General features: G+C 62.9%; 18 protein-coding genes and 1 riboswitch. Of the genes, 5 read left to right on the top strand and 13 right to left on the bottom strand.

Going from position 1 to position 21,190, the window contains the following annotated elements:
• A complete protein-coding gene (locus ACFJIU_RS06415) occupies positions 1-2,001 on the top strand; it encodes a dipeptide ABC transporter ATP-binding protein (protein ID WP_379068899.1) in 2,001 nt (666 codons plus the stop codon).
• A gap of 505 nt (positions 2,002-2,506) precedes the next feature.
• On the opposite strand, the gene ACFJIU_RS06410 is transcribed toward ACFJIU_RS06415, so the two are convergent.
• From ACFJIU_RS06410 to ACFJIU_RS06395, 4 genes are all read right to left on the bottom strand, one after another.
• On the bottom strand, positions 2,507-3,454 hold the full coding sequence (locus tag ACFJIU_RS06410; RefSeq protein WP_379068896.1) for a GlxA family transcriptional regulator: 948 nt from the start codon (positions 3,452-3,454) through the stop codon (positions 2,507-2,509).
• A gap of 88 nt (positions 3,455-3,542) precedes the next feature.
• Positions 3,543-4,199: a VOC family protein gene (locus ACFJIU_RS06405; RefSeq protein WP_379068893.1), complete on the bottom strand. Its 657-nt coding sequence runs from the start codon at positions 4,197-4,199 to the stop codon at positions 3,543-3,545.
• 42 nt (positions 4,200-4,241) lie between these two features.
• Positions 4,242-5,036, bottom strand: a complete 795-nt coding sequence (locus tag ACFJIU_RS06400; RefSeq protein ID WP_379068890.1) for an SDR family NAD(P)-dependent oxidoreductase — start codon at positions 5,034-5,036, stop codon at positions 4,242-4,244.
• Positions 5,037-5,225: 189 nt separating this feature from the next.
• Positions 5,226-5,981: a transporter substrate-binding domain-containing protein gene (locus ACFJIU_RS06395; protein WP_379072982.1), complete on the bottom strand. Its 756-nt coding sequence runs from the start codon at positions 5,979-5,981 to the stop codon at positions 5,226-5,228.
• A gap of 304 nt (positions 5,982-6,285) precedes the next feature.
• Here ACFJIU_RS06395 and ACFJIU_RS06390 point away from each other — a divergent pair, with 304 nt between their 5' ends.
• On the top strand, positions 6,286-7,272 hold the full coding sequence (locus ACFJIU_RS06390; protein ID WP_379068887.1) for an MBL fold metallo-hydrolase: 987 nt from the start codon (positions 6,286-6,288) through the stop codon (positions 7,270-7,272).
• A gap of 98 nt (positions 7,273-7,370) precedes the next feature.
• Here the strand turns inward: ACFJIU_RS06390 and ACFJIU_RS06385 are convergent, their stop codons facing one another.
• Together ACFJIU_RS06385 and ACFJIU_RS06380 are read right to left on the bottom strand one after the other, a co-directional pair.
• Complete coding sequence (locus tag ACFJIU_RS06385) at positions 7,371-8,141, bottom strand: ABC transporter substrate-binding protein (RefSeq protein WP_379072980.1); 771 nt, start codon at positions 8,139-8,141, stop codon at positions 7,371-7,373.
• 169 nt (positions 8,142-8,310) lie between these two features.
• The gene (locus tag ACFJIU_RS06380) at positions 8,311-9,405 is read right to left on the bottom strand and encodes a 2'-deoxycytidine 5'-triphosphate deaminase (protein WP_379068884.1); all 1,095 of its coding nucleotides are present in this window, start codon (positions 9,403-9,405) and stop codon (positions 8,311-8,313) included.
• Positions 9,406-9,496: 91 nt separating this feature from the next.
• Positions 9,497-9,574: riboswitch (SAM riboswitch) on the top strand.
• Between the two features lie 85 nt (positions 9,575-9,659).
• Between ACFJIU_RS06380 and ACFJIU_RS06375 the strand changes: the two genes are divergently transcribed.
• On the top strand, positions 9,660-10,847 hold the full coding sequence (locus ACFJIU_RS06375) for an O-succinylhomoserine sulfhydrylase (RefSeq protein ID WP_379068882.1): 1,188 nt from the start codon (positions 9,660-9,662) through the stop codon (positions 10,845-10,847).
• A 54-nt stretch (positions 10,848-10,901) separates the two neighbouring features.
• Here ACFJIU_RS06375 and ACFJIU_RS06370 read toward each other — a convergent pair whose 3' ends face one another.
• Both ACFJIU_RS06370 and ACFJIU_RS06365 read right to left on the bottom strand, forming a co-directional pair.
• Positions 10,902-11,225: an MmcQ/YjbR family DNA-binding protein gene (locus ACFJIU_RS06370; RefSeq protein WP_379068879.1), complete on the bottom strand. Its 324-nt coding sequence runs from the start codon at positions 11,223-11,225 to the stop codon at positions 10,902-10,904.
• A gap of 65 nt (positions 11,226-11,290) precedes the next feature.
• Entirely contained in the window at positions 11,291-12,442 is a 1,152-nt protein-coding gene (locus ACFJIU_RS06365) for a glycosyltransferase (RefSeq protein ID WP_379068877.1), read from the bottom strand.
• Between the two features lie 191 nt (positions 12,443-12,633).
• On the opposite strand from ACFJIU_RS06365, the gene apaG reads away from it, so the two are divergent.
• A complete protein-coding gene (gene apaG / locus ACFJIU_RS06360; protein ID WP_379068875.1) occupies positions 12,634-13,026 on the top strand; it encodes a Co2+/Mg2+ efflux protein ApaG in 393 nt (130 codons plus the stop codon).
• Here the strand turns inward: apaG and ACFJIU_RS06355 are convergent.
• Positions 12,933-14,540, bottom strand: a complete 1,608-nt coding sequence (locus ACFJIU_RS06355) for an MFS transporter (RefSeq protein WP_379068872.1) — start codon at positions 14,538-14,540, stop codon at positions 12,933-12,935. The two genes, apaG and ACFJIU_RS06355, sit on opposite strands and share 94 nt — an antisense overlap.
• Before the next feature lie 90 nt (positions 14,541-14,630).
• Between ACFJIU_RS06355 and ACFJIU_RS06350 the strand changes: the two genes are divergently transcribed.
• Positions 14,631-15,176: a TetR/AcrR family transcriptional regulator gene (locus ACFJIU_RS06350; RefSeq protein WP_379068870.1), complete on the top strand. Its 546-nt coding sequence runs from the start codon at positions 14,631-14,633 to the stop codon at positions 15,174-15,176.
• A 99-nt stretch (positions 15,177-15,275) separates the two neighbouring features.
• Here ACFJIU_RS06350 and ACFJIU_RS06345 read toward each other — a convergent pair whose 3' ends face one another.
• The 4 genes from ACFJIU_RS06345 to ilvN all read right to left on the bottom strand — a co-directional run bounded on the left by ACFJIU_RS06345 (position 15,276) and on the right by ilvN (position 21,189).
• Positions 15,276-18,431 (bottom strand): efflux RND transporter permease subunit, encoded by a 3,156-nt coding sequence (locus tag ACFJIU_RS06345; protein ID WP_379068867.1) that lies wholly within the window; start codon positions 18,429-18,431, stop codon positions 15,276-15,278.
• A 6-nt stretch (positions 18,432-18,437) separates the two neighbouring features.
• The gene (locus tag ACFJIU_RS06340; protein WP_379068864.1) at positions 18,438-19,727 is read right to left on the bottom strand and encodes an efflux RND transporter periplasmic adaptor subunit; all 1,290 of its coding nucleotides are present in this window, start codon (positions 19,725-19,727) and stop codon (positions 18,438-18,440) included.
• Between the two features lie 189 nt (positions 19,728-19,916).
• Positions 19,917-20,513 (bottom strand): LysE family translocator, encoded by a 597-nt coding sequence (locus tag ACFJIU_RS06335; protein ID WP_379068861.1) that lies wholly within the window; start codon positions 20,511-20,513, stop codon positions 19,917-19,919.
• 103 nt (positions 20,514-20,616) lie between these two features.
• Positions 20,617-21,189 (bottom strand): acetolactate synthase small subunit, encoded by a 573-nt coding sequence (gene ilvN / locus ACFJIU_RS06330; protein WP_379068857.1) that lies wholly within the window; start codon positions 21,187-21,189, stop codon positions 20,617-20,619.
• Between the last annotated feature and the right edge of the window lies 1 nt (position 21,190).

The raw sequence follows: 21,190 nt of genomic DNA, 5'->3' as shown, positions 1-21,190 counted from the left end.
ATGAAGACGCTGATCGAAGTCCGCAACCTCGGTATCGCCTATGGCCGCCCCGGCAGCTGGACGAATGTCGTCCAGGGCGTCTCGTTCGACATCGCGCGTGGAGAAGCGTTCGGGCTTGTCGGAGAATCCGGTTGCGGCAAATCCACCGTCGCCTATCGCCTTCTCGGTTACGGTGCCGTCAACAGCCTGGCCCAGACCGGCGAGGTGCTCTTCGACGGCATCGACCTCCTGAAGCTCGACGCCAGGTCGCTGGCGCGCCTGCGCGGCAGACGCATTGCGCTGGTGCCGCAGAACCCGACGACCTCGCTCAGCCCGGGCATGCGGGTCGGAACGCAGATCCGCGAGATGATCGCCACACATAGGGCCCTGCCGGCCGGCATGACCATGGAACGGCGTCTTGCGGAGCTGTTCGCCCTGGTCGGGCTGCCGGATGTCGGCCACCGGTTCCCGCATGAGCTTTCGGGCGGCCAGCAGCAGCGCGTGACCATTGCCATGGCGGTCTCGTGCAATCCCGACCTGCTCGTCCTGGACGAGCCGACAACCGGCCTCGACGTCACGACCCAACGCCAGATCATCCAGCTGTTGAAGGATCTGAGAAGCAGCATCGGCATGGCGATGCTCTACGTCACGCACGACCTGGCCCTGCTCAGCCAGATCGCCGACCGTGTCGGCGTGATGTATGCCGGCCAGCTGGTCGAGGTCGCGCCCTGCGACGCGTTGCTGTCCGCCCCGGTGCACCCCTATTCGCGCGGCCTGATCGCGTCGATCCCGACGATCGACGGAGCAAGCGGCGGCCGGGGCCTGCGCGGAATGCTGAGGCGGGACCAGATCCCCGGCGGTTGCAAATTCGAACCGCGCTGCGACTTCGCCAAGGCGGACTGCAAGAGCATTCCACAGGCACTCGAACCGTCGGGAAAACACCGGGCCGTCGCCTGCATGCGCTGGAAGGAGATCGAACCCGCCACGGCTGCATTGACAAGAGCAGCCCGCTCGCCGCAGCCGGACATCCAGGCCGGACCGGTGCTTAGCGTCGAGGATCTTGCCTTGTCGTACCAATCGCCAAGTGTGCTTCGGAACCTTCTGGGCAAGGCAGACAACATCGTTGCCCGCGATATCGGTTTCGAACTGAAGTCGGGCGAGGTCGTCGCCCTTGTCGGCGAATCCGGCAGCGGCAAGTCGACCATCGCCCGCGCGATCAGCGGACGGCTGGAGCCGCGATCGGGCAAGATCCGCCTCGGCGGCGAGACGCTGGCGCCGGCGTTGCGGCGGCGTTCGGTCGAACAACTGCGGCAGATCCAGTACATCTTCCAGAACCCCGATGCCTCGCTCAATCCACGCAGACGCATCAGGTCGATCCTGGAACGGCCGCTGCGTCATTTCGGCATCAAATCCGACGCCACGACGCTCGAAACCGTGCTGGAGAGCGTCGGCCTGCATGCCGGCTATCTCAACCGCTACCCCGAACAGCTTTCAGGCGGCGAGCGCCAGCGCATCGCCATCGCACGCGCCTTGCTGGTCAGCCCGAAGCTTCTGATCTGCGACGAGATCCTGTCGGCGCTCGACGTGTCGGTCCAGTCGCGCATTGTCGAGCTGCTGCAGTCGCTCAAGAAGCGGCATTCCGTCGCGATGCTGTTCATCTCGCATGATCTTGCCGTCGTGCAGCAGTTGGCCGACAGGGTGGCGGTGCTATACCGGGGCGAGCTCCTGCAGATGGCGGAGACCGCCACACTGCTGGAATCCCCCCTGCACCCCTACACCCAGATGCTGCTCGAGGCCGCACCCGGGCTGCGCAGGGACCAGTATGTCGCAAGCCCCCCGGCCATACCCGGCGAGACGTCGGCAGGCGGACAGGGATGTCCACTCGCGGGCCGCTGCCCGCGACAGATCGGAACGGTCTGCGCCGAAAGCCGCCCGCCGCTCCGCAAGACCGAGACGGGCTTCATCCGTTGCCATATGCCGAGCAGCCAGCTGGCGCGAGGCGACGAACTGGCGGTGGCGTGATCCGGCGAGACAGATGCCGACCTCCAGGGCCGGCTACTCATTGTTGTCGGCTGCGATATCCCACTGAAGAAACCCGGCTATTCTCGCGCATATCTCCTCATAGAAATCTCGCCGGTCAAAATCGGAGCAGACCATTTCGACCCGGTTGAATTGAGCAATGTATGTGCCGTCACTGGCCCAGTCACCAGCCGGCGTCGCGTTCACGATCGTTATGCTGAGCCATGGCCGGCCATCCGCGCCGCCAAAACTGACGGCGCCCGTCTGCCTGAGCTCGGGCTGCCCCTGGAGAAATGCTATCAACGGGCCTGTTTCGGAAAGTGTGTTCCGCGCGTGTGAAGGCAGGATCGAGATGTACCAATAGCTGGAAATGCGCTTGTCCCTCCCGGAAGCCTTCTGAGTATTCCACCAGAGCAATTCCAGCAGAAGTGTACGTGGTTTCGCGTCCGGAGTTTCATAAAAACAAAGAGTTGGAGCGTTTCCGCAAAAAACGGAAGCGCTCCAAGTGTCAGCTGGCGAGCGACGATTCCCGCGCGCTGCGCCGGATCGCCATCGGCGGCTGCCCGAAGGCGCGGATGAAGGCGCGCCGCATGCGTTCGCGATCGGCGAAACCGGTTTCGGCAGCAACGACGTCGATCGGATGCCGGCTCTGCTCCATCATCACGCGCGCCGTCTCGAGCCGCAGGTTCTCCACCGCCTTGGCCGGCGTCTGCCCAGTCTCGGCGCGGAAGGCACGACTGAACTGGCGTGGGCTGAGATGCGCTGCCTCGGCGAGCTCCTCCACCGAGAGCGCCGAGCGCAGGTTCACCCTGGCATAAGCCAGCGCATTCTGGATACGATCCGACTTGGCATCGAGAGCCAGCAATTCGGAATGCTGCGACTGGCCGCCGGCGCGACGGTGATAGAGCACCAGCCGCTGCGCCACCGCCCGCGCCAGATCCGCGCCGAGATCCTTCTCGATCATGCCGAGCGCCATGTCGATGCCGGCACTCATCCCTGCTGACGTCCAGATGGAGCCATCGACGATGAAGATACGATCCTCTTCCATTCGCATCTTTGGATAACGGGCCTGGAGTTTCTGTGCGACGAGCCAGTGCGTGGTCGCCCGCCTGCCGTCGAGAAGGCCTGCCTCCGCGAGGATAGCGGTGCCCATGCAGATCGAGGCGATGCGACGCGTCGACTTGAAGGCCTTGCGCGCGAACGCCACGATGGCGGGAGCAGGATCATCGACCACGATTCCCGTTCCGAAGATCAGCGTGTCATGCCCGGACAGGCGCAGCTTGTGGGTCTCGATCGGAATACCGAGCGAATTGCTCAACAGGCCGCCCGTCTCCGACAGGATCTCCATCTCGTAGACCTTTTCGCCGGCGACCAGATTGGCGAACTCGAACGCCGAAGCGGCGGCCAGGCTCATCATCTGGAAGCCGGGTGTCAGCACGAAACCGATCCTCAGCATCAGCACATTCCCCTTTTAGCCTTGGCGCAATAGGTGGAATATAAGAAAATCAGGTCATCTTCTACAACGATCGCGAAGCCGCCGTGTTTCAGAGCGGCAGGTCCGTGCCGGCCTTTTCCGCCACCATGTGAGCGGCATACCAGTCCGGCCAGTTGAAATCGTGCTGGCCGCCGTTCCGCTTCTCGTGCTCGCCATGTGCTTCCGCCGCCCGACGAAGCGCTGCCGCCAGGTCGCCCACCGAACCATATGTGGTGACGTCTGCTTCGACGCGCCCCGGCAACCGCGCGGTGATCTCCTGGAGAATCCAGCCATTGCCGTCTGGATCGCTGAACGTGGCGAAGGAATTGTAGCTGCGTCCCTCCGGATCGCGTCCGGGAAGCGCCGGCCCACCGACTGCGGCGCGATGGAACGCGTCGCTCACCTCGGCGCCATGCGTCTTGAGGCTCACACGCGCCGCCTCGATGTCGGCCACGATCAGATAGAGCCCCTGCGCGGAGCCAGGCACTGCCGGTGTAAGCCCCTTGCCGAAATGAACGGAGGTGTTCGAACCGGGCGGCGTGAACTGCACGACGCGGAATGCATCGCCGTTGACGAAGTCGGCATCAAGCCGCCAGCCGAGACCGGCATAGAAGGCCTTGGCCCGATCGACATCGGCGACTGGCAGCACGACCACTTCCAGTTTCAAGGCGGAAGACGAGTTTTCGGAACTTTCCTGAAGAGATTGGGACATTGTCGCTTCTTTCAAAGTCGGTTGTCGGCATTGCGGGCAGCATGTCAGGGATCGATGTCAGGCAGCGTAGCGTTTGGCAGGCGTACCCAATGAGAGATTGGGCCGGAGCGCATTGCGTGCCGCCTCGAAGGTCTGCCAATCGGCGATGTCGGGCAGCGAAGGGATGGTGACCAGTTCACCCTGCCGCAGTCCCGCCAGCGCGGCATCGACCATGGCGTCGGCCGACATGACGATTTCGGCGGGCAGATGCTCGACCGGCCTGCCGGAGAGTTCCCAGAAGTCGGTTGCTGTCGCGCCCGGAAGCACGGCCTGAACGCGGACGCCCTTGTCGGCGAGCTCATGATGGAGCGATTGCGAGAAGGCCAGGACAAAGGCTTTGCTACCGCCATAGACGCCATTCAGCGTTTCCGGCGATATGGCGACGATCGAGGCGATGTTGATGATGGTGCCTTTGCCGCGTGCAACAAACCCCGGCGCTACCGCATAGGCCAGCCGCATCGGTGCGGTCACGTTGACGTCGATCATCGACTGCATGGCATCGATGTCGCTGGTAAGCAGCGGCGCGACGGCGCCAATACCCGCATTGTTGACCAGCATGGTGATGCTGGCATCGGTGCGCAGCAGGTTTTCGACCTGCTTCAGATCGGCGCTCTTGCCGAGATCGGCCGGAAGCACTTCGACCGAACGGCCTGTCTCGTCGCTGATCGCGTTTGCAAGGTTGCGCAGCCTCCCGGCGTTGCGCGCCACCAGGATCAGATCGTAGCCCTGTTTCGCCAGACGATCGGCATAGATCGCGCCAATGCCTGACGATGCGCCGGTGACGAGAGCCGTACCTTTGTGTTCGCTTGTCATCTCAATCTCCTTTGGCGCTCCCGTCGATCGGGGCGCCAGCTATAGATAGGACGACCGGTTTTCGTCATGAATGTCGAAGATACCACCTTTTAGGACATTCGGGGTTATGGAACCGGAGTTTGGTGCAGACAACAAAACGGGCGCCTGCGGCGCCCGTAGATCCATCGGTTCTTGATCGGCTTCAGCCGCTCAATAGATGTCGAAGTCGAAATATTTTGCCTGCACCTTCTTGTAGGTGCCGTCGGCCACGATGGCATCGATCGCGGCGTTGAAACGCCCACGCAGCGCGTCCTCGCCCTGGCGGATGGCGATGCCGATCTCGGCCTCCGTGCCCTTGATGTCGCCTATCAGCTTGCAGCAATCCTTGCCGCTGCCGTTTTTGACCCAGTCGACCAGCACGAACTTGTCGGTGATGATGGCGTCGAGCCGGCCGTTGACGAGGTCGGCGACAGCATCCTCATGCGTCGGGTAGAGCTTCACGTCGGCGCCGGCCTTGGCGTAGACATCCTGCGCATAGGTGGCCTGCATGGTCGAGCCCTGCGCGCCCAGCGTCTTGCCGTCGAGCGCCGCCGGCTCGGTGCCGGTCACGGTGGTGTCCTTCAGGCCGGCCAGCGCCAGCGGCGTCGCATAATATTTGTTGGTGAAGGCGACCTGCTTCTTGCGTTCCTCGGTGATGGTCATCGAGGCGATGATGGCGTCGAACTTCCCGGCCTTCAGCGCCGGGATCATGCCGTCCCAGTCCTGCGCGACGATCTCGCATTCGATCTTCATCTGGGTGCACAGCGCATTGGCGATATCGACGTCGAAGCCGGCCAGCTTGCCATCCGCCGTCACCGTGCTGAAAGGCGGCGCAGCACCTTCCGTGGCGATCTTCAGCTTCTCGGCAGCAGCCGGCGCGACCATCAACAGTGTCGCAGCCGCAGCCGAGAGGAGCCATTTCGAAATCTTCATTCTTATTTTCCCTCCATTGAGCCAGAACAGCCAGATCCTGCCAAACATGTGCCGGCAAAGCGAGGAAGCGCCAGCACCGGGCTTCGATTGGTGCTCCATCTGCCAAAGGCAAGACAGGTGCGCTTCTTCCCCGATAACGACCGACTCACGCAAAGGTGACCCGCCTCCGGCCGCATCGGGTTGAAGCGAGCGGTCCGGCTGCTAGCCTGCCTTCGGGGTTATTCTCCGGGGCGCGGAACCGGTCGGCGATGAGCGCTGCCGGGCAAGGCCGTGCCCGCTGACCTTTGGAGTCCCATCAATGGCCAGTTTCACCCTTTCCCGCCGCACCGTCATGGCAAGCGCCGGCGCTCTCGCCACCGCTGCCATCCTCGACCTGCCCGCCGGCATCGCTCCGGCCCGGGCACAAGACGCAGCCGTGAGCCACAACCCCGGCTTCTATCGCTATAAGGTCGGCGACATCACCGTCACCGCCCTCAATGACGGTTTCGGCAAACGCCCGCTCGAAGGGTTCATCCGCAACGCCGAACTGGCCGACGTCGAGAAAGCGCTGGAAGCCGCCTATCTGCCAAGCGACGCACTTTCGATCTCCTACACCACGCTGGCGCTGCAGATCGGCGACAGGCTGGTGCTGATCGACACCGGCAATGGTGATTCCGGCGCGCCGACCTCCGGGGTCTGGATGAACAATTTCAAGGCAGCCGGCTTCACGCCGGAGGATGTCTCGACCGTCATCATCAGCCATTTCCACGGCGACCACATCAACGGCTTCCGCCTCAAGGACGGCACCGCCGTCTTCCCCAACGCCGAGGTGATGGTGCCGGCTGCCGAATGGGCGTTCTGGATGGACGATGCCAAAATGAACGCCGCTCCGGAAGCCGCCAGGAACGCCTTCGCCACCGTGCGCCGTGTCTTCGGCCCCGTCGCCAAGGATGTGAAACAGTTCGAAGCCGACAAGGAACTGGTGCCCGGCGTGACCGCGATAGCCGCTCCGGGCCACACGCCCGGCCACACCGTCTTCGCCATCACCTCCGGCGAAGGCAGGCTGATGGCCCTGTCGGACACCACCAACCATCCCGCGCTCTTCGTACGCAACCCCGACTGGACGGCGATCTTCGACATGGACGGGCCGCAGGCAACGGCCACCCGACGCAAGCTGCTCGACATGGCGGCAGCGGAGAAGATGCAGGTCGCCTTCTACCACGCCCCCTTCCCCGCCACCGGCCACATCGCCAAAGCGGGCAACGGCTTCGAACTGGTGCCGGTGCAGTGGAGCAGCGCTATCTGACCCATGTGACCTGATCGCAATGTCCACATGACAACAAAAGGCCGGGACATGTCCCGGCCTTTCATCAGCTTCGGTGAAGGCTGGCGACCAGCCCCAACTCAATAGATGTCGAAGTCGAAATATTTCGACTGGATCTTCTTGTAGGTGCCGTCGGCAACGATGGCGTCGATGGCGGCATTGAACTTCTCGCGCAATTCGTTGTCCTCCTTGCGGATCGCGATGCCAGCCTCGGTCTCGGTTCCCTTGACGTCGCCGATCATCTTGCAGCAGTCCTTGGCCGAGCCGTTCTTCATCCAGTCGACCAGCACGAACTTGTCGGAAAGGACGGCGTCGAGGCGGCCGTTGACGAGGTCGGTCACCGCCTCTTCCTGCGTCGGATAGAGTTTCACGTCAGCGCCGGCCTTGGCGTAGACGTCCTGCGCATAGTTCGCCTGCGTGGTTGAAGCCTGCGCACCCACGGTCTTGCCCTTGACCGCCTCGCCATCCGTACTAGCCAGCGTGCTGTCCTTCAGTGCGACCAGCGCCAGCGGCGTGGTGTAATATTTGTTGGTGAAGGCCACCTTCTGCTTGCGCTCTTCGGTGATGCTCATCGAGGCGATGATGGCGTCGAATTTCTTGGCCTGCAGCGCCGGGATCATGCCGTCCCAATCCTGCGTGACGATCTCGCATTCGGCCTTCATCTGCGCACACAGAGCATTGGCGATGTCGATGTCGAAACCTTCGAGCTTGCCGTCGGCGGTGAGAGTGTTGAAAGGAGGATAAGCACCCTCCGTGCCGATCTTGATCTTGTCGGCGGCAAGAGCGGCACTGGCGCCTGCCACCAACATCGTGGCGGCCGCGACCGTTGCGAACCATCTGGACATCTTCATCATTTTCCCCCTCGGGTTGGTCTTGTTGTCCGCGAACAGCCAAGCACGCCGCCGAGGGCCAGGCAAGCACAGGATGCGACGTGGACTTGCTGCTTTAGCCGGGTGGCTCTCGGTGAGGCACTAGGGGAATAGGCAATCGTTTTCTGCCCTACTCCCCTATTCCCCTACTCTATCTCGCCGCCCGAAAATGCTTCGACAGCTTCAGCCCCTGCGCCTGGTAATTGGAGCCGAGATCGGTGCCGTAGAGCGCGGTCGGCCGCTTCAGCATATGCTCGAAGACCAGCCGGCCGACGATCTGGCCATGGTCGAGGATGAACGGCACCTCGTGGCTGCGCACTTCGAGCACCGCGCGGCTGCCGGTGCCGCCGGCGGCGGAATGGCCGAAGCCCGGATCGAAGAAGCCGGCGTAGTGCACGCGGAATTCGCCGACCAGCGGATCGAACGGCGTCATCTCCGCAGCATAGAGCGGCGGCACATGCACCGCTTCCTGGCTGACCAGGATATAGAACTCGTCGGGATCGAGCACCAGTTCGCCAGCGCCGCTGCGATAGAGCGGCTCCCAGAAGTCGACGATGTCCTGCGCGGCGCGCTTGTCGACATCGACCAGCCCGGTGTGATGCTTGCCGCGGTAGCCGACCAGCCCGTCCTTGTCGCCGGCCAGGTCGATGGACAGCGCGATACCGCCGTTGGAGATATTGGGCGGATCGATTGCCACCAGTGTCTCGGCGCGGTGCAGCGCGTGCAGTTCGTCTTCCGACAACAGCGCATTGCCGGTGCGGAAACGGATCTGCGACAGGCGCGAGCCGGTGCGGACGACGATCGGGAACGTCCGCGGGCTGACTTCGAGATAAAGCTGGCCGCGATAGCCGGCGGCGATCTTGTCGAATTCCTGGCCATGATCGGTCATGACACGGGTGAAGATGTCGAGCCGGCCGGTGGAGCTCTTCGGATTGGTCGAGGCGGAAATGTCGCCAGGCAATTCCAGGCTTTCCAGCAGCGGCACGATGTAGACGCAGCCCGTCTCCAGCACCGCGCCGTCGGCGAGGTCGATTTCGTGCAGTTTCAGCCGCTCGAGCTTGGCTTCCACCGTGCTGTGGGGGCCGGGCAGGAAACTGGCGCGGACACGGTAGGCCTTTTCGCCAAGGCGAAGGTCGAGGCTGGCCGGCTGGATCTGGTCGCCATCGAGCGGGCGCGGCGACTTCAGGCTGCCTGCCTGGAACAGCGCCGCGATGTCCTGATCGGGAAGAATGCCTGTCTTGCGCAATGACAACTCCACAGGTGGCTCAAGTCAGCCAGTCCTCCATGCTCTTAATGAAGCCGGCAATTGACGCAAGCCGCCCCCGGGTCTAAAGGGTGCTTTATCCCGTGGTGATTTGGCCGGTCGGCTTGCAGCCACGTTAAACAAGTCGCTAAAGGACCGCAGGGCCCGACAAAGGCCGTATGGACCGGTTGCGACTTCGCGGCCGGTTTTTTGTGCCTGCCAGTCATATGGCAGCCAGTTTGTGTCGGAATGGAACCATGACCGAGAAAAAGCGCAATTGGAAACCCGCAACCCAGCTCGTCCACGCTGGCACGCTGCGATCGGGCTTCGGCGAGATGTCGGAAGCGATGTTCCTGACGCAAGGTTATCACTATGACAGCGCCGAGCGCGCCGAGGCCCGCTTCAAGGGCGAAGAGCCCGGTTTCATCTATTCGCGTTATGCCAACCCGACCGTCGACATGTTCGAAAAGCGCATGTGCGCGCTGGAAGGCGCGGAAGATGCCCGCGCCACCGCATCGGGCATGGCCGCGGTGACGGCAGCCGTGCTGTGCGGCCTCAAGGCAGGCGACCACATCGTCGCCGCGCGCGCGCTGTTCGGCTCCTGTCGCTGGGTGGTCGAGACGCTGGCACCGAAGTACGGCATCGAGGCGACACTGGTCGACGGCACCGAAATCGGGAACTGGGAAGCCGCGGTCCGACCCAACACCAGGCTGTTCTTCCTGGAAAGCCCGACCAACCCGACGCTGGAAGTGGTCGACATCGCTGCCGTCGCCAGGCTGGCCAATTCGATCGGCGCCAGACTGGTGGTGGACAATGTCTTCGCCACGCCGTTGATGCAGAAGCCGCTGGAGCTCGGCGCGCACATCGTCGTCTATTCGGCCACCAAGCACATCGATGGCCAGGGCCGCTGCCTCGGCGGCATCGTGCTGTCTGACAAGAAGTGGATCGACGAGAACCTGCACGACTATTTCCGCCATACCGGGCCGAGCCTGTCGCCCTTCAATGCCTGGGTGCTGCTGAAGGGCCTGGAGACGCTGCCGCTGCGCGTGCGCCAGCAGACGGAAGCAGCAAGCAAGATCGCCGACTTCCTGGCCGACCATCCGAAGGTCGGGCGGCTGATCTATCCGGGCCGCGCCGACCATCCGCAGGCCGACATCATCAGGAAGCAGATGACCGGCGGCTCGACGCTGATCTGCTTCGACCTCAAGGGCGGCAAGAAATCGGCCTTCGCCTTCGAGAACGCGCTCGACGTGGTGCTGATCTCCAACAATCTGGGCGACGCCAAGAGCCTGATCACCCATCCGGCAACGACGACGCACAAGAACCTGACCGACGAGGCACGCGCCGAATTGGGCATCGGCGAAGGCACGTTGCGCCTGTCGCTCGGCCTCGAAGACACCGATGACCTGCTCGAAGACATCGAACAGGCGCTCGCCAAGGCGTGACAACTCGAGCGGAATGCAATGGGAAGGAACCCCGCATTCCGCTCCGTTTCCCTGCTAACGCAGCGATTTCGGCGCGACCGAGCGCCAGCTCATCGCCATGGCATGGCGGACGGTTTCCTCGTCCGCCTTTTCCAGCCGGACCCGCGTCCAGCCCTTCTGGCCCCACGAGCCGGGGATCGGCTCGAACTGGCTCGCCGATGTTTCGAGCAGCAGCCGCTGCTCGTCCGGCGCTAGCTTGATGACGGCGCGGCCGTCCTTTGGCCGCAGCGTTGCGAAGATCCTGCCGCGCACGCGGAAATCGGTGACATCGAAATGGCTGCTCTGCTCGGCTTCGGGGAAACCCAGCGCGATCTGGCAATAGCGATCCTCGGACAGCACGGCCAACCTCCCCTGCCTCCGGCAATCATGCCGCAAACCGGCTGGCGGCGATACCGCTGAAAAGGTCAAGCGCCCGACAAAACCTCATCGGCTTCATCGGACTTGGTGGTGATGTTCATGGTGTTGCCGCGCCAGTCGATGGCGCCGCCGAGCCAGCCGCGCAGCCAGATGGCCGGGACCATGATGTCGCGCACCACCATGGCGGCGATCAGCCGCGGCGAGGCGTGCCAGCCCTTGGCCAGCGCCAGCGCGTATTCCGGCAGATAGACGGCAGCCAGCACCAGCAAGGTGGTCGAGAGCATGTCTGCGCCTGAGCCGGCGGCGGCAATCAGCGCGAACAGCAACGGCATGGCCGCGCCGACAAACAGCTCCGGCGCGAAAAACAGAGGGAAAGTGACGCGGCGCAGTCTTGCCCAGCGCGCCTGGCGCGACCACACGGCCTCCACCTTGCGGTGCCCGAGCGGCTGCTCGAACGGCGAAGCCACCAGGTGGACCTTAAGGCCGAGCCCGTTGACCAGTTTGGTCGCTGCAGCGTCCTCGGCGATCTCGGCGGCCAGCGCGTGGATGCCGCCATTGGCATCGAGCAGCGGCTTCGACCACAACATGCTCTTGCCCTGCGCGAAGCCGAGACCGGCGGCAGCCCCGGTATATTGCCAGCGCGCCTGCAGCGTGTTGAGGAAGGCACATTCGACCTCGGCCCAGAAACCGTCTGGACGCGAACCGACCGGCGTCGAGCAGACGAGGCCGCTGTCGGGGCGCCAAGCCTGCATCATGTTCTGGATGTAGTCGCGCGGCATCAGAACGTTGGAGTCGGCCAGGATCACCCAGTCGTGCCGCGCCGCTTCCCAGCCTTTGACGCAGTTGTTCAGCTTGGGATTGCCGCTGATACGATCGTCGCCGAACAGGAGACGCGCCGGTACCTCGGGGAAACGCGCCATGGTGGTGCGGATCGCCAGCGCAACCGGGTCATCGGTGTGGGCAACACAGAAGATCAGTTCGTAGTCCGGCCAGTCGAGCCGGAAGGCGCGCTCAAGCGTCTCGGGCGTAAAGGGCTCGATACCGCGCGCGGGTATGACGATCGAAACCGGCGGTGCATCGCTACGAGGTGCCGGTGCAGTGCGTCGTCGTTCCAGCTGGGACCACGCCAGTCCTATGGAAACGAGATTGGTGAGAAGCAGGGCGGCAGAGAAAGATGCGGCTGCGATTGTCAGGTCCATGAAGTCAGGTCACTCCCGGAAACGCGGCCTGAAAGCCTTGTTAGGCTGCGTCCAGGAATCATCACGGGACCGGACGCGATCGGCGCACACCATCACCGTTTCATGTCGTGCACATGACAGAAGGTTGACCATGACGGTGCACGGGCGGAAACTCGTTGCAGTTTTTGGTACCGAGTCGCATCAGGTTGCCCATGTACAGCGCAGTCACCCGCAACATCGTGGTCGAGGTGGAACCCTTCTACCTCGAAGACCGCTCGGACCCCGACGAGAGCCGTTACGTATGGGGCTACCGGGTGACGATCGACAACCGCTCGGACGAGTTCGTGCAGCTTCTGTCGCGCTACTGGCACATCACCGACGGCATGGGACAAGTGGAGGAAGTACGCGGCCCTGGCGTCGTCGGCGAAAAACCGGAACTGAACCCCGGCGACAGCTACCAATACACGTCGGGCTGCCCGCTTTCGACGCCATCCGGCATCATGGTCGGGCACTACACGATGCGCAATGCGCGCGGCGAGCAGTTCGACATCGCCATCCCGGCCTTCTCGCTCGACCTGCCCGACGCCAGGCGCGTGGTGAACTGAGGGAGGCCCCTTCTCCCAAAGGGAGAAGAGAAGGTGCCATCCCTCACACCGCCGCAGTCCGCCGCCAGATGACCAGGCTGACGACGACCAGCAGCGTTGCCGCGGCCGCGATGACGCCGAAAAAGGCCTGATCGAAGGCCGTACCGGCAAGTGCCGTCAGCACATCGGCTTCGGCCGGCGCCAATTTCTCGGCGATCAGCAAAGCCTCGTCCAGGCTGTCGCCCGCCTGCGCCGCAATGCCCTGCGGCAACACCAGGGCATAGGTGTAGAGCCCTGACATCAGCGAGCCGAGAAAGGCAATGCCGAGCGCGCCGCCAAGCTCGAACGAGACCTCCTCGATCGAAGCCGCCATGCCGGCGCGTTCCTCCGGCGCCGACAGCATGATGACGCTGGACGCCGCCGTCATTGCCGCGCCGAAGCCGAAGCCCATCAGCGACAGCGCGGTGAGCCACAGCCAGGTTTCGCCACGGTAGACGCAGGAGATAGGCGACAAGCATCGCCCCCGCAAGAAACAGTGACGACCACAGCACGCGCGTGGCGCCAATCCGTGGCAACGCCAGGCCGGTCAATGGGCCGGCGACGAAGGCTGCGAGCGGGATCGGCAGGATGATCAGGCCGGCCTGCAGCGGTGAGAGACCGAGCACCAGCTGCAGACGCTGGCTGAACACCAACTCCACGCCGATCAAGGCCGCCGACGCCACCATGGCGGTCGCCACACCCGCCGAGAAGCGCGCATTGGTGAAGAGCGAGAAGTCGATCAGCGGCGTGCGGCTGGCGAGCTGGCGGCGCACGAAGACGACGATGGTGATGAGACCGACTGTGAAGGTGAGCGCGGCTGTCGGCCATGACGGATCGCGCTTGGCGATTTCCTTGATGGCATAGGTCAGTCCCACAAGACCGATCATGACCTGGATCGAGCCGATCAGATCCCAGGGGTGGTCACTGTTGCCTGGTCTGTTGGGCAGCAACGTTGCCCCGGCGAGCAGTGCGACCAGCACCACCGGCACGTTGATCAGGAAGACCGAACCCCACCAGAAATGCTCCAGCAGCGCGCCGCCGACGACCGGCCCGAAGGCGGCACCGCCAGAAGCCACCGCCGCCCAGACGCCGATGGCGAAGGCGCGTTCCTTTTCATCCATGAAGGTCAGCCTGATCAGCGACAGGGTGGCGGGCATCATCATGGCGGCACCAACAGCGAGCAAGGCGCGGGCCGCAATCAGCCAGGCCGGAGCCTGTGAAAACGCGGCTCCCAGCGAGGCCAGGCCGAACACGACGAGGCCGGCCAGGAACATGCGCTTGTGGCCGAGCCGATCGCCCAGCGTGCCGACGCCCGGCAACAAGCCGGCGACCACCAGCGGGTAGGCATTGATGATCCAGAGCTTCTCCGTCGCCGTTGCCCTCAGCTCGTGCGTCAGCGTGGGAAGCGCGGTGTAGAGCACCGTCATGTCTATGACGATCAGGAACAGCGCGCTCGACACGATGGCCAGAACCAGCCAGCGGTTGGACGGGGACATGATGACTTCCTTCAGTGTACTTTTATCCACGGCCTTGAACGGCCACGGACATGCATATAAATACGATCGTATTGAAATGGAAGGGGTCAGATGTCAGGAAGACCGCGCAGCATCGACCGCGACAAGGTCCTCGACGCCGCCGAGACGGTGGTGACCGAGCTCGGAGCGTCGGGGCTAAGCTTCGATGCGGTGGCGAAAGCCGCCGGCATCACCAAGAGCGGCGTGCAATATTGCTTTGGCACCAAGGACAATCTGATCCGCGCGATGATCGCCCGCTGGGCAGATGCCTACGAAGCCAAGGTGAAGCAGGAAGCTGGTCCCGATCCGTCGGCAGTGTCAGTGATCCGGGCGCATCTTTCTGTAACGCGGGACGAGGATGAGGAGGAACACTCGCGATCCGCCGTCATGATGACGGCATTGCTTGAGGCACCGGAGCGCGTCGCCGAAAGCCGGGAATGGTATAATGGCTTTCTGACAAGACTCGACCTGTCCAGGCCGGCGGATCGCCAGATCGCCGTGGCCTTCCTGGCCGGCGAAGGCGCCTTCCTGCTGAAGGCGCTCGGCCTGATCAGCCTGGATGAAGCCGATTGGCACGCCCTGTTCACGGATATGCTGAAGCTGACACGCATCGAATAATGCCGGCGCAGGCTCATCGCATCTGCCAACCGACCGACGGTTACACCGCCAACAGGATCAGGCCATACTGCAAAGTGGGTTCGGCGATAGTGTCCTCACCTATTCCGCGGCGACCTGACGGTCCTTGTTCTCGTCGAACAGCGACGGCTGCGCAGCCCCTTCGACCAGATGGAGATCAGGCTTCCTGCCCTTGCGGACGAGGCTCAGCAGCCATTGCGACAGCCACTCCATGTACAGATAGATCACGGGCGTGACGAACAGGGTGAGCACCTGCGAAACCATCAGTCCGCCGACCACGGCAACGCCGAGCGGCTGACGAAGTTCGGCGCTGGCGCCCTCGCCGATGGCAATCGGCAGCGTGCCCATGATGGCGGCAAGCGTCGTCATCATGATCGGACGGAAACGCATGACGCTGGCCTTGTGGATAGCGTCGCGCGCACTTCGTCCTTCGCGGCGCAACACCAACGCCACGTCGATCATCATGATGCCGTTCTTCTTGACGATGCCTATCAGCATCAGAAGCCCGATGACGGCGATAACCGAGACATCCATTCCAGCAAGCCGTAGCGACAACACCGCACCGAGCAACGCCGAAGGCAGACTGGTTAGAATGGTCAGCGGATGGATGAAGCTCTCATAGAGCATGCCAAGCACGATGTAGATGGTCAGGATCGCGCCGGCGATGAGAAGGCCCTGGTTGGCGAGTGAATCCTGGAACGTCTTGGCCGTACCCGAGAAGGAGGTGGCAATCGTCTTTGGCACGCCGATCTCGGCCTTGAGCGCCTCGATGCGCGTCACCGTATCGCCAAGCGATACGCCTTGCGGCAGGTTGTAGGAAATCGTCACCGCCGGCAGCTGGCCGAGCTGGTTGATGGTGAGCGGTCCAGCCGTCCGGTCGACACGGGCGAAGGCGCCGAGCGGCACCAGCGAGCCACTGGCTGTGCGAAACTGGATCGACAGCATACGCTCGGGCGACCAGTCGATCTTCGGATCGAGTTCGGTGATGACCTGGTAACTGTCAGCGGCACCGAAGATGGTCGTCACCTGGTCGGTACCGAAACCACCGTAGAGGCTGTTGAGCAGCGTGTTGGTGTCGACACCCAGGGTGGCCGCCTTGTCGCGGTCGACAATCAGCGAAGCCTGCAGCGCCGTGTTCTGGAGGTCATTGTTGACATCGGCGAACATCGCATGATCGGCCTGCATCGCCTCCGTCAGTTTCTGCGCCCAATCGTTGGTCTCGTCGGTCTTCAGACCCTGGACGACCAGCTGATAGGCACTGGCTGAAGAGCGTGACCCCAGCCGCAGGTTCTGCACCGGCTGCATGAAGGTGCCGATGCCGGGTACGTCGGCGAGTGGCCGCCTGAGGCTTGCCATCACGTCCGCCATCTCGGGCCGTTCGCTCTTCGGCTTCAGCTCGACGAACAGCGATCCCTCGTTGAGACCGCCCGAACCGAAACCACCGCCAACAGTCGACGAGACGTGCGCTACATAGGGAGACTTCTCGAAAACTTCGGCGACCTGGGCCTGCAGCTTCACCATCGCATCGAACGAGATGTCCTGGCGCGCACGGGTCGAAACGGAGATCTGGCCGATGTCCTCCTGCGGCAGGAAACCCTTGGGCGAGACCGTAAACAGCCAGACCGAGAGTGTGGCGGTGCCAAGGAAGACCAGGAACACGATCACATGGTTTGCAAGGCACCAGGTCAAGACCCGGTCATAGGCACGGGTCAGCCAGCCATGCTGGTGCTCAACCCCCTGCCCTGTCTTGTGGCCTTTCGGCAAGGTCAGGAGGTGCGCCGACAGCATCGGCGTCAATGTCAGCGATACGAACATCGAGGCGAGGATCGCAACCGTCACCACGACCGCGAATTCGTTGAAGATACGGCCGATGACGCCGCCCATCAGCAGAACCGGGATGAACACCGCCACCAGCGAAATCGACATCGACAGAATGGTGAAGCCGATCTCGCGTGAGCCTTTGACGGCGGCCTGAAAGGCCGGCAGCCCATCTTCCTCCATGTGCCGGTAAATGTTCTCCAGCATGACGATGGCGTCGTCGACGACCAGGCCGACCGCGAGCGTCAATCCCATCAGCGAGATGTTGTCGATGGAGAAGCCGAGCAGGAACATCACGCCCAGCGTGGCGATCAGCGAGATCGGCACCGCCACGGCCGGAATGATCGTCGCGGTCACCCGACGCAGGAAGACGAAGATCACCAGCACCACCAGCCCGATGGTCAGCAGCAACGTGAACTGCACGTCATCGACGGCCGCGATGATCGAGGTCGAGCGATCGTTCATCAGCTGAATCGATGCAGCCGCCGGCATCTGGTCTTCGAATGACGGCAGCATCGCCTTGACCCGATCGACCACTTCGACGGTGTTCGCATCAGGCTGGCGCTGCACGGCCAGGATGATGCCGCGCGTCTTGTCGAACCAGGAGGCCGATGTCGTGCTCTGCACGGAATCGATGACACGCGTGACGTCGCCAAGACGGACGGGATTGCCGTTCTTGGTCGCGATGATGATCTTGGAAAAGGCGGCCGCGTCCTGCAGCTGCGTGTTGGTGGTGATGGTGAGCTGCTGCTGGCTGTTCTGCAGCACACCCACGGGCGCGTTGCTGTTTGCCGACTGCACCGCTGCCTGCAGCTGGTCGATGGAGATGCCGCGCGCGGCCAGCGCTGTCGGATCGATCTGGATACGGACAGCGTATTTCTTCGAACCCCAGACCATGACCTGGGCAACACCGTCGATGGTCGACAGCGAAGGCGAAATCACGTTCTGGGCAATGGCGTCGAGGTCGGTCAGCGGCACCGTATCACTGGTCAACGCCATAAGCAGGATCGGCGCGTCGGCCGGATTGACCTTTCTGTAGCTTGGCGGCGACGTCATTTCAGGCGGCAATTGCCGCTGCGTTCGCGCGATTGCCGCCTGCACATCGGCTGCGGCGGCGTCGATATCGCGGTTCAGCGCGAACTGCACGGCGATCGAGGTGGAACCGAGCGAATTGGTGGTCGAAATCGAATCCACGCCGGCAATGGTGGCGATCTGCTTGATGAGCGGAACCGCAACTGATGTCATCATCGCATTGGGCGATGCGCCCGGCAGTGATGCAGAAACATTGACAGTGGGGAATTCCGCGCTCGGAAGTGCAGCAACCGGCAGGAATTTATAGGCAAACAGACCGCCCAGAATGAGCGCGATCGACATCAGCAGTGTCGCGACAGGCCTGCGGATGCAGAATTCGGAGATCATGGTCGGTCAGCCCGCCGTTTCGTTTCCGTTTGCCTTGACGGCAGCCTTGGGAGACGTGCTTCCGCCGGTCCCACTCTTCCCGGCGCCTTCCGCCTCGCGCACGGCGGTACCTGGCTTCAGGCTCAACTGGCCGTCCACCACCACCTTGTCGCCATCCTGCAAGCCGCTGGCGATAGCGCTTTCGTTCTCGTGGCTGATCGCCACCTTGACCGGGCGTGCTTCGACCGTGTTGTCGGCCTTCACGACATAGACAAATGAGCCTTGCTGGCTGGGTTGCACGGCTTGCGTCGGCACCGTGACGACCTGCGGCATGATACCGGCATTGACCGTCACGTTCACATATTGCCCAGGCCATAGCTTGAGGTCGGCATTGGGTACCGTCGCCCGCGCCGTAATGGTGCCAGACGCGGTGTCCACGGTGGAATTTACGAAATCAACCGTACCGGACCCGATCGGCGCCGGGGTGCCATCCTTGTGCAAGGTCACCGAAACCGAACCCGGCTTCGCCACCGCCTGCTGCAGCAGGGAAAGATCGGCCTCCGGCAGATTGAAGGCGACGCGCAGCGGGTCCATTTCGGTGATCGTCACCAGCGGCGTGGCGCCGGTGCCGGTGCTTCCGCCAGCTGTAACGAGATCGCCAACACTGACGCTCACGGCGCCCAGCCGACCTGAAATCGGCGCGGTGATCGTGGTGAAGCCAAGTTGAACCTGGTCGGCATCTATCGCCGCCTGATCGGCAGCCACCGTGGCCTGTGCTGCCTTCTGTGCAGCCAAAGCCTGGTCATAAGCCTGCTGCGTCCCTGTCTGCCTGGCCAGCAGGCTCTTGGCACGATCCAGATCGGCATCAGCGCTCGCCGCCAGAGCCTGATCCTTGGCCAGCGTCGCCATGTCCTTTTCCAATTGCGCCTTCAGCGCGCGATCATCGAGCGTGATGAGAAGATCACCCTGCTTGACCATCTGTCCGTCCTCGACGGCAATGGTCATGACCTGGCTGGCGACGCGTGCATTGATGTTTGCCACCGCCGGTGACGCAAGGAAGCCGATCGCATAACGCTGGATCGGAAAATCGGCGACCTTGGCCGTCGCAGTTGCCACGGTAACGGCACCACGGCCACCACCTTGTGACCGGCTGCCGCCGCTGTTTCCGCCGGTAGCTGCCTCGGCCGCGATTTCCTTTTGCCCGAATGGCAGCATATGCCAGATCTTCGAGGCTTGGGCAGGCAACAGATAGGCACCTGCGGCGACGACAACGACGCCTCCGATAAGCCCGATGAATGTTTTGTTGCGAACCGTCAATGCGCCCTCTCGATCTAAGGTCAGGACCCTTCGTCGGTCCCGGCGCATCCGTATGCACCTCATCGAATGAGGTCGTGCGCGATGAATCCCAGACTAAGATAGCGCAACTTCACGACTGAAAATGGTCAAAACGCCTTCATTACAAAGATTTAATGCACTGCACAAACTCACGGCGGCGTGATCGGCACCTCAGCGCAGCATCGGCCAGAGCGTTGCGGCAAGCGCCAAACCCATGACGATATTGAACCATTTCAGCTTGACGGGATCGGACAGGAAACCACGCAACGCCACGCCGAAGCCGGCCCAGCCCGAAATCGTGGGCAGGTTCACGATGGCGAAGGTGATGGCGATCACCGCAACGGACAGGAATGGGCGATCGGGATTGGTGTAGACTGCCATGGCCGTCACCGCCATCACCCAGGCCTTGGGATTGACCCACTGGAAGGCGGCCGCTTCGAGCAGTGTCATCGGACGTGCTTTCTGCTCGCCACCGTTCCCCATCGAACGTGACATCGCAATCTTCCAGGCGAGATAAAGCAGATACGCGCCGCCGGCGATCTTCAGCGCCGTATGCAACGCCGGAAACGCCGTAAGCGCCGCGCCCAGCCCGAGGCCAACGGCAAGGGCCAGGATCAGAAAGCCAACGCTTATGCCGATCATATGCGGGATGCTGCGGGCAAAGCCGAAATTCACGCCGGAAGCCAGAAGCATGAAGTTGTTCGGCCCCGGCGTAACCGAAGTCACGAAGGCATACACGACGAGAGCCAGAAAAGCGTCAAAGGACATGGTTGGGTATGAGGCCGGCTAGACAGGTCAGCGTAATTGACCTGTCTCCCGGTGCAAGTCACGGAAATTGTTGTATCGGTGACAATGCCGCCGAGGCGGCACGTCACATCCCTTGAGAACCGCGGTTCATCGCCGCCACGCCGGTACGGCAGATCTCGACAAGGCCAAGCGGGCGCATGATGGCGATGAACTGGTCGATCTTCGAGCCCTTCCCGGTGATTTCGAAGATGAAATGCTCGGTGTTGGCATCGATCACGCTGGCGCGGAAGGCATCCGCCAGTCTCAGTGCCTCGACACGGCTGTCGCCGGTTCCCGCCACCTTGACCAGCGCGAGTTCCCGCTCCAGCGGCCGTTCCTGTCCGAGTTCGGTCGATCGGACCGTAAGATCGACCACACGGTGCACGGGCACGATACGCTCGAGCTGGTGCTTGATCTGTTCGAGCACATGCGGCGTGCCACGCGTCACGATGGTGATGCGCGACAGATGCTTCTCGTGCTCGGTCTCCGAGACGGTCAGGCTTTCGATGTTGTAGCCGCGGCCGGAAAACAGACCAATGACCCTGGCGAGCACGCCCGGCTCATTGTCGACCAGCACCGACAAAGTATGGTTTTCCGGCTTTTCCGTCTCCTTGGCGATGAAATACGCAGAGCCGGTGGGTTGAAGGTGCTGTGTCATT

It is taken from the genome of Mesorhizobium sp. UC74_2 (genome assembly GCF_042701485.1).
Classification (GTDB): Bacteria; Pseudomonadota; Alphaproteobacteria; order Rhizobiales; family Rhizobiaceae; genus Mesorhizobium.
The sequence above is the reverse complement of the archived record's forward strand: the minus strand, read 5'-3'. Positions and strand labels throughout refer to the sequence as shown.